Here is an 11,256-nt window from a genome sequence, read left to right as displayed (position 1 = left end):
AATGCTTTCATCCTTACCTTTTATATTGATTCGGTTTATGCGGTTCATTTGGAGTATGTGGTTTATTATTATCATGACCATTTCCTTTTTTCCAACTCACTGATAACTCCGGACTTGTTTCTTCTTCACTACGCTCAAGTAATACAACTGCATTTTGAATTGTGGGTGTACCTTTATGTGCAATCCCTTGTAGCTTCGTTAATTTCCCGATTACTTTAAAGCTAAATCCACCAGCTGGTGTTTGTTTCGGAATTAAAATGCGGAACTTCTCTCCTACATTAAATTCTGTTTTTGTTTCGCCCTTTTCATTTGCAAATTTCACGCCCGCTGGTGCACCTGTTGGTTGCACTTTATACGTTCCGCTTTTTGCATTTGTTTCTACTGTATATAAGCCTGTTTCAAAGAAATCATTTTTCAATACCGCTTCTTGTTCTTCTGTTGGTACGACACTCATCGTAATTTCTTGTAACTCTTCACTAGCGCTAGCTTTTGCAACGATATCTTTCGTCACCTTTTCTACATTTTTATTACGGAAATCTAAATCATTAATATCGATTTGTTTTAACGCATTCCATACTGCAAGCTGCGTTGCATAATGAGCTTCTCTCCAATCAGAAACACCTAATTCTTGCGGGCTCTTTTGTGGATATCCATTCAATAATACGCGATATACGTTAATATCCACTTTCCCCATTTCCGGTAAATCTTGACCGCTTGGAGATTTTAAATCTACATTTAAGCAAAAAGCAATTTTGCCATCTGCCGTTTTAATAAGCTCTGTTCGAATTGGTTTCTTCTTGGACTTACTATAACTCCAATCCATTTGATACTTTGTATGGTCCATCACTTCTGCGAATGCTTTTTGAAGTGGGAATAACACAAATAAAACACTTAAAAACATAGCTAAAAGTTTGAACGATTGCTTTATATTCATGTTCACAGCCCCTTAATAACAAACTTAATACTAAGTAGTATTTAATTAGAAAATATTTTTATACAAAAAAAAGAGTGCTTTTACGCACTCTCTTTTCTTACCTTAATCTTAGAAATCGAAGTTATCAGGATCTGGACCAACGCGGTGATTTTGATTTAACGCATCGATTTTTTCCATATCTTCTTTCGTTAATTCAAAGTTAAATACATCAGCATTTGCAATAATGCGGTGTTCTTTCGTTGATTTTGGAATTGTAATCACTCCATTTTGAAGATCCCAACGTAAAATAACTTGCGCTGTTGTTTTGCCATATTTCTCAGCAATCTCTTGTAATGTTTCGTTATCTAATAATTGACCTTGCATAAGTGGTGACCATGCTTCCATTTGAATACCTTGTTCTTTACAGAAAGCTTGTAATTCTTTTTGTGTTAAACGAGGGTGGTATTCTACTTGGTTAATCATTGGCTTAATTTCTGCATCTTTCATTACATCTTGTAAGTGGTGAATTTGGAAGTTACTTACGCCAATTGCACGTACGAGATTTTCTTTATAAAGTGTTTCTAGCGCTCTCCACGTATCTTTATATTTTCCTTCTACAGGCCAGTGAACAAGATATAGGTCTAAATACTCTAGTTCTAATTTCTTTAAGCTCTCTTCGTATGCAGCAATTGTTTCTTCGTATCCTTGATCTGCGTTCCATACTTTTGAAGTGATAAATAATTCTTCTCTTGAAATACCAGTCGCTTCAATACCTGCACGGATTCCTTCACCTACAGCTTTTTCATTTCCGTAAATTGCAGCTGTATCGATGCTACGGTATCCTGCTTTAATCGCTGATTTTACAGCTTCTACAAGTTCTGGTCCTTCTTCTACTTTAAATACACCTAAACCGAACCAAGGCATTTCTACACCATTATTTAATACTGTTTTACTTTGTAAGTTTTTCATTTTATTTTCTCTCCTTTTATTTTACTTGATCTCTTTTTTCTAATGTCATGCTCCACGCTGTTAAAATCACAGCACCTACTACCATAATTCCGCCTACCCAAGCCGTATGAATTAATCCTAACGAGTTCGTTACAATACCGCCCAAGTAAGCACCAAGAGCAATTCCTGCGTTAAATGCTGCGATGTTAATCGCCGATGCTACATCAACAGCGCTAGGTACAAACCTCTCAGCCAAGATAACAACATACACTTGTAGCCCTGGGACATTCATAAACGCAAATAGTCCCATAAAAATAATTGTAATGAATCCAGCAACTTTAAATGGTGCTGTAAATGTTAAAACAAATAATACAATCGCTTGAATAAAGAACATGTAAAATAACGCTCGAATCGGATTATGATTTGATAATTTTCCACCGACCATATTCCCAATCGCAATTGCAATTCCATACACTAACAAAATAATTGTAACGGTACTTGCTTTAAATCCTGTTACTTCTTGTAATAACGGAGATAAATACGTAAATGTTACGAACGTTCCCCCATATCCTAATGCAGTAATAATAAATACAAGTAACAGTCTTCCATTCGTAATCAGCTTAAATTGATCGCGAAATGATACAGACGTACCTTTTTTTAAATTAGAAGGAATTAGCATACTATTGGCGATTAAAGCAACAATTCCAATGGCCACAATAACAATAAACGAGGCCCTCCAGCCAAATTGTTGACCGATAAACGTTCCAATTGGCACACCTGTAATAGTCGCAACTGTTAATCCAGTAAACATAATCGCAATGGCACTTGCACGTTTATTCTCAGGTACAAGAGCAGCCGCAATTGTAGATCCAATTGACATAAAAACACCATGTGCAAATGCAGATACAACCCTCGCAATAAGTAACACAGTAAAACTTGTTGCTACTGCCGCAATGCCATTACCAATAATGAAAATAATCATAATCCACATTAATAACGTCTTTCGCGACATACTAGCTGTTAATGACGTTAATACTGGAGCACCAAACGCTACTCCTAATGCATATAAAGAAACAGTTAACCCCGCTGTTGTAACAGAAACATGTAAATCCTCTGAGATAGATGGTAATAAGCCGACACTAATAAATTCAGTTGTACCAATTCCAAACGCACTAATTGCTAGTGCTAATAAAGCAAACATACTTCTCCGATTCGTCTGTACTGCCGAAGAAGATACTGTATATGAATTCAATTGAACTCCTCCTTAATGCGAGAAATCCAATCATAATAGTATGATAAAAAGGCCTTTTTATCTTCTACAAAAATAACTTTACTGTTGATATACGCTATTATGAATGGCTTTACTCTTTTTTTGAAGAACGCACTTAAAAGTACGATAGGTACCTAAAAGTAACATAGGCACTTTTTAGTACCGTACTACTCATTTCCCTCTTACGTATGCTATTATGGAACATATTCAACATGATAAAAAGTACGTACTTTAAAGTGCTATAGGCACTTTTTAGTAACATTTAATTATTTAGCTTCTTTTGTTGGAGAACTTAAATCTACATTCATCAAAGGAGATTTTTATATGAAAAAATATAATATTCCCGTTGAAGCGACTTTAGAGGTTATCGGTGGAAAATGGAAGGTTGTTATCCTTTGTCATCTAACGAAAGGCACAAAAAGAACGAGTGAACTAAAACGTTTAATGCCTGGGATTACACAAAAAATGTTAACTCAGCAATTACGTGAATTAGAAGACGATGGGGTCATTCAAAGAAAGGTATACAATCAAGTACCACCAAAAGTAGAATATTCACTTACAGAATACGGTTGGTCTTTAGAATCCATTCTTGATTCTCTTTGTACTTGGGGCGAATGCCATCTTGAAAAAAGCGGTAACACATCGATGCTAATTGTAGAAGGTGAATAATAGGAAAAAGGAAAAAACGAACATGAATTTGTTCATTTTTCCCTTTTTTTCTTTATATGTATATACATTTCTAACTGGAACAAAATATTTTATACGCTTTCATACCTTGTCAGTACTACGTTATACACTCAATATCAAATAATTAGGAATCATTTTTATGTTAACATAGGTGCATATAGTATATAATATAGGATATATATTATATACACTTTCCGGTAGCGGAGCTTTTCCATTATGCGGACAAGCCATGTATCGGACAGTTCATAAATGATAAGTGAGACGTTATGGTTTTAGATTTATGTTTGCAGCTTACTTGCTGTCGTAAATTTAAAGGCATTTTATTGTGTTTTGTGAAACTTTGTATAAAGTTTCGCAAGCGTTTACTATCTTACTTATCAAAAAATAAGAGTATTGCTATCGTAAAGGAGAATTGGAGATGCCAGAAACTATGACTCAAACAAAGCCAGAACAAGAAACTGTACAAATTTCTGCTAGCCAAGGACAACTTGATGTACTTGATCAGTTGTTAAAACCTGAGGTACAAGAATCATTAACAACACTAGTAGAACAGCTTCCAAAATTAACTGAGCTTGTTAACATTTTAACTAAATCTTATGACTTCGCTCAAACTGTTGCTACTGATGAAGTATTAAAAAGCGACACTGTTGGTGCAATTACAGAGCTTGTAGAACCTGTAAAAGATACAGTGAAAAGCATGGCTGCAACTGCAATCGAAGCGAAAGATCGTGCTGAAGAAAGCAACGAAGTTATCGGCCTATTCGGTCTGTTAAAATTACTAAAAGATCCACAAGCACAAAAAATGTTCCGCTTTGTGAACGCATATCTTCAAATTAGTGCAGAACGTAACAATAAATAATTTAACTTATAACAACAATTAGTAAAGACGGGGGATATCATACTATGTCAAAACAAATTGTCATCTTAGGCGCTGGTTATGGCGGTCTTCTTGCCGCTTTAAACGTACGTAAATATTACAGCAAATCAGAAGCACAAGTTACAGTGATTAACCAATACCCAACACACCAAATCATCACTGAACTACACCGCCTTGCAGCTGGTAACGTGTCTGAGCAAGCAGTTGCAATGCCACTTACAAAGCTTTTCAAAGGGAAAGACATCGATCTTAAAATCGCAACAGTTGAGTCATTCTCAGTTGATAGCAAAGAAATCAAACTAGCTGGCGGCACTACTTTATCTTACGATGCACTTGTAGTTGCTTTAGGAAGTAAAACTGCTTACTTCGGTATTCCAGGACTAGAAGAAAACAGCATGGTATTAAAATCTGCTGCTGATGCAAACAAAATCTACAAACACGTTGAAGACCGTATTCGTGAATACGCGAAAACGAAAAACGAAGCTGATGCTACAATCGTAATCGGTGGTGGCGGATTAACTGGCGTTGAGCTAGTTGGTGAGCTTGCTGACATTATGCCTAAACTTGCAAAAAGCCACGGCGTAAATCCAAAAGAAGTGAAACTTCTTCTTGTTGAAGCAGGTCCAAAAATCCTTCCAGTATTACCAGACCACTTAATCGAACGTGCAACTACTAGCCTAGAAGCACGCGGCGTTACATTCTTAACTGGTCTTCCTGTAACAAACGTTGCTGGCAACGAAATCGACTTAAAAGACGGTCAAAAACTTGTTGCTAACACATTCGTTTGGACAGGCGGCGTACAAGGTAACCCATTAATCGGTGAATCAGGTCTTGAAGTTAACCGTGGACGTGCAACAGTTGATGCATACCTACAATCTACTTCTCACAAAGACGTATTCGTTGCTGGAGACAGCGCTGTTGTCTTCGCTCCAGACGGACGTCCATACCCACCAACTGCACAAATCGCTTGGCAAATGGGTGAGTTAATTGGATACAACTTATACGCAGCACTAGAAGGCAAAGCATTCGAAGAGTTCGCACCTGTAAACTCTGGAACACTTGCTAGTCTAGGACGTAAAGATGCGGTTGCTACAATTGGAGCAAGCAATACTCCACTTAAAGGCTTACCAGCATCATTAATGAAAGAAGCAAGTAACGTTCGTTACTTATCACACATTAAAGGTCTATTCAGCTTAGCTTACTAATCTGAATATAAGCCCGAATCATGCCCTGCATGGTTCGGGCTATTTTTATCCGTAATTTTCTCTAACTTATTTATTCGTCAAAAAAATTATATACCCTTTAAATTTATCTAAATATACTGACTTTTTACAATGAAAGCTGTCCCGTTTGGAACAGCTCTTATTGTCGCTTTTTGTCGGTAAATCGATATATTGGGAAAATCGCTGATATATTCGGATTTGCGCTGATATATTTCAAAAATCGCCGATATAATTCGAGTTACGGTCGATATATTCGAAAAATCGCCGATATATTTTCCAGCCTTACTTATTATCCTAATTTCACAAGACTGTAGTTCTTCTTCCCTTTACGAATAATAATAAATCTTCCATCAAACGAATTTTCTACAGTAACATCCGTACCCACATCTGTTACTTTCTCACCATTCATAGAAATCGCACCATTATTAATGTCCTCGCGTGCTTGTCGTCTAGATGGTTCGATTCCTAAATCGACTAGCCACTCTACGATGTTTTTCGTCTCTTTTGAAGACTGAAATGTTGGCATTTCTTTAAAGCCTTGTTCAATTTCATCAGCTGTTAACGATTTAATATCTCCGCTAAATAACGCTGCTGTGATTTTTTCAGCTTGCAGGAACGCCTCTTCTCCATGAACGAATTTCGTCATTTCTTCTGCTAACACTTTTTGTGCTTCACGTTTATGAGGCTCCGCTTCTACCCTCGCTGCTAATTCATCAATACGCTCTTTCGTTAAGAACGTAAAGTATTTCAAGTATTTAACGACATCACGATCATCTGTATTTACCCAGAACTGGTAAAATTCAAACGGTGTCGTTTTTTCAGGATCAAGCCAAACCGCACCACCTGCTGATTTACCAAACTTCGTACCATCCGATTTTAATAATAATGGAATCGTTAATCCGAATACTTTCGCCTCATGACCTTCTAACTTACGAATTAAATCTAAACCACTCGTAATATTTCCCCATTGGTCACTGCCACCAATTTGAAGTTGAACATCCTCTTTCGTGTATAAATGATGGAAGTCCATCGCTTGCAAAATTTGGTACGTGAATTCTGTGAAAGAAATACCTGTATCTAAACGGCTTGCTACAATATCCTTCGCTAACATGCTATTGATGCTAAAGTTTTTCCCGTAATCACGTAAAAACTCAATAATATTTATTTCATGTGTCCAATCATAGTTATTTACCATCTTCACTTCGCTATTTCCGCCAAAATCAAATAGCTTTTTCATTTGTGCTGTTAGCGCATCTACATTATGCTGAACCACTTCTAACGTTTGAAGTTGACGCTCTGATTGTCGTCCACTCGGATCACCAATTGTTCCTGTTGCCCCGCCAATTAAAATAACAGGATGATGGCCAGCTAATTGGAATCTCTTCATCATCATAAACGGAATCAAATGTCCGATATGCATACTATCACCAGTTGGATCAACTCCGCAGTATAGTGAAATCTTTTTCCCTTCTACTAGCTTACGTAAGCCTTCTTCGTCAGTCTGCTGATTAACGGCGCCGCGCCATTCTAATTCATCAATAATATTCATCTTTTGTCATCCCCTTTATTTTTTAAAAACAAAAAAGCCCCTATGTCTACGATAGACATAGGGACGATTATTCACCGTGTTACCACCCAGTTTGCATAAATAGCATAGCTACTCATACCACTCTTAGCAATAATATCGATTGCTAGTCCGCTTAGCATTACCTAAGATACTCCAGAGTGTAATTCGCAAGTTTGTTTGTGCTAGGTTACAGCAACCCCTAGCTCTCTCGTTAACAGTGACAAACTGCTACTGGGCTCTTTCAACGTATGTTATTTGTTAAATTATTAGCCATTATATTGAATCGAAAACAAATTGTCAACAATACCCAAATATTATTTTAAAATAATTCACATCTTCATACGTATTTCTTTATTCCTTATCTTCTCCAATAATCCTTACTTCTCGCTCTAACTTCACGCCAAATTTCTCTTCAACTGTCTTTTGTACGAAGTGAATTAAATCGATGTAATCTTGTGCTGTTCCGTTATCAACATTCACCATAAACCCTGCGTGTTTTAAAGAAACTTCTACCCCACCAATTCGCTTACCTTGTAGTCCTGAATCTTGAATTAACTTACCAGCAAAGTTATTTGGTGGGCGCTTAAATACGCTACCACATGAAGGATATTCTAGAGGCTGTTTTGACTCACGTTTAAACGTTAAATCATCCATTTTGGCTTTAATTTCTTCATGTACACCTTCTTCAAGTTCAAATCTCGCTTCAAGAATAATGTAATGGTTGTTCGCAAATACACTCTTACGATATCCAAATTCAAATGCTTCTTTCGTCAAAGTACGTAGTTCTCCATCACCTGTCATTACGACAGCTTCTGTTAATACAAACGAAATTTCACCGCCGTATGCACCTGCATTCATATATAATGCTCCGCCAACTGAACCTGGAATACCACAAGCAAACTCAAGACCCGTTAAATTATGGTCTAGGGCAATACGTGATACGTCAATAATTGCTGCACCACACTGTGCTACAATCGTCGTTCCTGTTACAGTAACACCTGTAATATGAATTAAACTTACTGTAATCCCGCGAATTCCACCATCTTTAATAATGACATTCGATCCATTTCCTAAAAACGTAACTGGAATATTATATTCGTTCGCATATTTGATAACTTCTTGAATTTCATCATAATTTGTAGGCGCAACAAAAACATCTGCTTTTCCGCCAACTTTAATATGCGTATGATTCTTTAACATTTCATCTTGTTTAACATGTCCTTCAGGCAATACCGTACTTAAATATTTATAAACCTCTTGCATATTCATTTTACGATTCCTCTATTTCTATATTCATTTTATCCCGTTATACGGGCCCATAATATCCCCACGTACATGAAAGAACCTAAAGTGGTGGATACAGTGTACCCAAAATCAATTCGAGACACCTATAAACCTCTTAATTTATAAGAGGTGCCACTCATATTAAAATATATATTGCATAATAAAGCAACCCAAATGGACTACTAAACTTGACATGTCATCAGAAAGACAACAATTTGTAAAATATGTGACTTTTTCAAAACACTATCCCTCAGTATCTTACTATACCATACAAAAATAAAGTGGTATTTTTTTGTACTTTTTACTTTATTTACATCAATGAAAAAAGAGCACATCCGACAGAATGTGCTCTTTCTATACTCTTTATATTACTTTTCGTTCTCTTCTTTTTCTTTATCAAACCATAACAGCTCATCGTTATCAACTTCACCATTATAATTGATTAAAATTTCTTCTCCTGCTTTTATATCTTTATAAGCATAGAAGTTAAATGTATGATTCTCAAAAACGATGTCATACGTTGCATTCGGTGTATATGAATGATTAAATAACATACCATATCCTAAAAGGATTGCCGTATGATTGATCCCATACTCAAATGCGTAGTCAGCAAGTAACGTCTTCTCAATATGTTCATGCTGTTCATTCGGATAAGAGATAACTGGTGCGGCGTGTATCAACTCACCCTTTTTAATATCACGAGTTGCAAATACACCTCTATTAAATTCTCCATCACTAAGTTCAGAAGTCTTAACTTCGATCATATGCGTCACCTATATAATTCTTTCTTTGAAGTATTTTATTCCGCTATTTGCGGATAGCTTGATTGGTGAGGGCTAATAATCAGTATGTACTAGTCTCACTTTATCTCCTTAAGCTTGGCAGAAAACGCGCAGAAAAGCAATTAAATTCCTATCAAGTATTCGTTTCAATGAAAAAAGAGCACATCATTCGTGCTCTTTCCAAGTAATATTACTTTTCTAAAATATCTTCTAACAACTTCACTTGCTCGCTAACAGTTTGCAACGTCTTCACTGACGTATCATTTCGATATTTTTCTTCTTCCACACTCGCTAGCACTTCTTCTGTAGCTGTAGAAGTTTGCTGAATTACGTTAGAAGCATGCGTAACATCCTTTACGATATTCGTCGTTTTAACTTGGAAACTTTCTTGATGAACAACGACCTCTCGCATTACTTCATTAATTGCATCAATAAACTTCCCTAAATCAGTTACATTTGTTAAAACACTTGCTAACATCTCGTTACATTCTTCTTGTACTCTTTCTGACTTCTCTACCTGCACTTCTACCTTACTTGCTTGATTACTAAACTCCTTCAAAATCCCTTGAATTCTTCCCGCAGAACGATTTGATTCTTCAGCAAGCTTTAACACTTCACTCGCTACAATAGCAAAACCTTTTCCATGCTCGCCTGCCCTCGCAGCTTCAATATTTGCATTTAAAGCTAGCAAACTCGTCTGACTTGAAATATTCGTTATTACATCTACAATTTCATTAATTTGTTTCAATTGCATCATTAAATCTCTAAATATAATTCCAGACTGTGAAACAACATCATTTAAACTTCTCATGTTAGTTTCAAAATTTCTTAAAGTATGTACACTACCCTTTGAAATTTCTAAACTTTCATCCACACGAGCCGATGCAGTTCTTACTTGAGAGATGATTTGTTCAATATTTACCTCCATATCATTCAATACTTCTACCGAGCGATACATCATCTCTGATTGTGATTGCGTACCAACTGCCACCTCTTCAAAGGCAAAATTAATCTCACTCATCGATTCCATCGACTTGTTCATATTTTGTCTTAAATGATTGAAATTACTATCTAGTTTCACAACTGTTTCTTCAATAAGCCTTTGCGTCTCTTCTAGCTCTTGTGCTTTTCTCATTACTTCTTGCTTCTCATCACTTAAACGAAGGAGCAGATTAGAACCGATTTTCGTGACGCCCCACATAGCGATTGTTACAATCGCTAACAAACTTGCAAAATTAGCAGCTTCAGACGAGGCTGTATAAGCAAAGAATTGCTCCGGCCAATAGCTACAAAGGATAAATGTAATCACAACAGCTACCCCGCCAAGAATTAAAATAAGGCGCTCACTTAAGTAAATAAGTGAAACAGCTAATGTGAAATAGACCATTTGAAATACAGCCGGGCTTTCATTAAAAGCTTGTACCATAATGTAAGACATTGTAAGCAACATAAATGTCATGATATATTTATACACTGATTCCATACTTTTTATAAAAGTAAAAATCGTTCCAAATGCAACGACAGAAATACCACAAATCCAAAACGCTATTGCTCTCTCTGTAAAAATATATCCATAATACCCAATTGCGATTATCCCAAGGAAGAAACTACAAATCGTTATAAACAGTAATAAATGATTTTTCTGTGATTCTTTCTCAAGGTTAGAAAAACAAGTCCTCTTTAACCACTCCATATGAAGCCCCAC

The 11,256-nt window shown here is 36.3% G+C and carries 10 protein-coding genes and 1 other annotated feature; of the genes, 3 read left to right on the top strand and 7 right to left on the bottom strand.

Features of this window, described 5'->3' with window-relative positions; translation table 11 throughout:
* Positions 1-13: 13 nt before the first annotated feature.
* The 3 genes from ACTFRH_RS20500 to ACTFRH_RS20490 all read right to left on the bottom strand — a co-directional run bounded on the left by ACTFRH_RS20500 (position 14) and on the right by ACTFRH_RS20490 (position 3,062).
* Positions 14-934, bottom strand: coding sequence for a thioester domain-containing protein (locus ACTFRH_RS20500; protein ID WP_001022543.1), 921 nt, complete (start codon positions 932-934; stop codon positions 14-16).
* Between the two features lie 108 nt (positions 935-1,042).
* Positions 1,043-1,882 (bottom strand): aldo/keto reductase, encoded by an 840-nt coding sequence (locus tag ACTFRH_RS20495; protein WP_000793560.1) that lies wholly within the window; start codon positions 1,880-1,882, stop codon positions 1,043-1,045.
* Positions 1,883-1,898: 16 nt separating this feature from the next.
* A complete protein-coding gene (locus ACTFRH_RS20490) occupies positions 1,899-3,062 on the bottom strand; it encodes an MFS transporter (RefSeq protein ID WP_003303256.1) in 1,164 nt (387 codons plus the stop codon).
* Positions 3,063-3,455: 393 nt separating this feature from the next.
* Here ACTFRH_RS20490 and ACTFRH_RS20485 point away from each other — a divergent pair, with 393 nt between their 5' ends.
* The 3 genes from ACTFRH_RS20485 (at position 3,456) to ACTFRH_RS20475 (ending at position 5,900) form a co-directional block, all read left to right on the top strand.
* Complete coding sequence (locus tag ACTFRH_RS20485) at positions 3,456-3,800, top strand: winged helix-turn-helix transcriptional regulator (protein WP_000760475.1); 345 nt, start codon at positions 3,456-3,458, stop codon at positions 3,798-3,800.
* 436 nt (positions 3,801-4,236) lie between these two features.
* On the top strand, positions 4,237-4,677 hold the full coding sequence (locus ACTFRH_RS20480; RefSeq protein ID WP_001115311.1) for a DUF1641 domain-containing protein: 441 nt from the start codon (positions 4,237-4,239) through the stop codon (positions 4,675-4,677).
* 44 nt (positions 4,678-4,721) lie between these two features.
* Entirely contained in the window at positions 4,722-5,900 is a 1,179-nt protein-coding gene (locus ACTFRH_RS20475; protein WP_000043202.1) for an NAD(P)/FAD-dependent oxidoreductase, read from the top strand.
* 307 nt (positions 5,901-6,207) lie between these two features.
* On the opposite strand, the gene tyrS is transcribed toward ACTFRH_RS20475, so the two are convergent.
* The 4 genes from tyrS to ACTFRH_RS20455 all read right to left on the bottom strand — a co-directional run bounded on the left by tyrS (position 6,208) and on the right by ACTFRH_RS20455 (position 11,244).
* The gene (tyrS, locus tag ACTFRH_RS20470; RefSeq protein ID WP_001021124.1) at positions 6,208-7,467 is read right to left on the bottom strand and encodes a tyrosine--tRNA ligase; all 1,260 of its coding nucleotides are present in this window, start codon (positions 7,465-7,467) and stop codon (positions 6,208-6,210) included.
* 56 nt (positions 7,468-7,523) lie between these two features.
* Positions 7,524-7,739: a binding site (T-box leader), on the bottom strand.
* A 97-nt stretch (positions 7,740-7,836) separates the two neighbouring features.
* A complete protein-coding gene (gene murB / locus ACTFRH_RS20465; protein WP_001057102.1) occupies positions 7,837-8,754 on the bottom strand; it encodes a UDP-N-acetylmuramate dehydrogenase in 918 nt (305 codons plus the stop codon).
* Positions 8,755-9,137: 383 nt separating this feature from the next.
* A complete protein-coding gene (locus tag ACTFRH_RS20460) occupies positions 9,138-9,533 on the bottom strand; it encodes an SET domain-containing protein (RefSeq protein WP_000573649.1) in 396 nt (131 codons plus the stop codon).
* Positions 9,534-9,741: 208 nt separating this feature from the next.
* Positions 9,742-11,244 (bottom strand): DUF4077 domain-containing protein, encoded by a 1,503-nt coding sequence (locus ACTFRH_RS20455; RefSeq protein ID WP_000455076.1) that lies wholly within the window; start codon positions 11,242-11,244, stop codon positions 9,742-9,744.
* Positions 11,245-11,256 lie beyond the last annotated feature (12 nt).

Origin of the sequence: Bacillus cereus group sp. MYBK216-1, from assembly GCF_051916495.1 — a bacterium.
Lineage (GTDB): Bacteria > Bacillota > Bacilli > Bacillales > Bacillaceae_G > Bacillus_A > Bacillus_A thuringiensis_K.
This window is presented reverse-complemented; position numbering and strand designations above follow the sequence as displayed.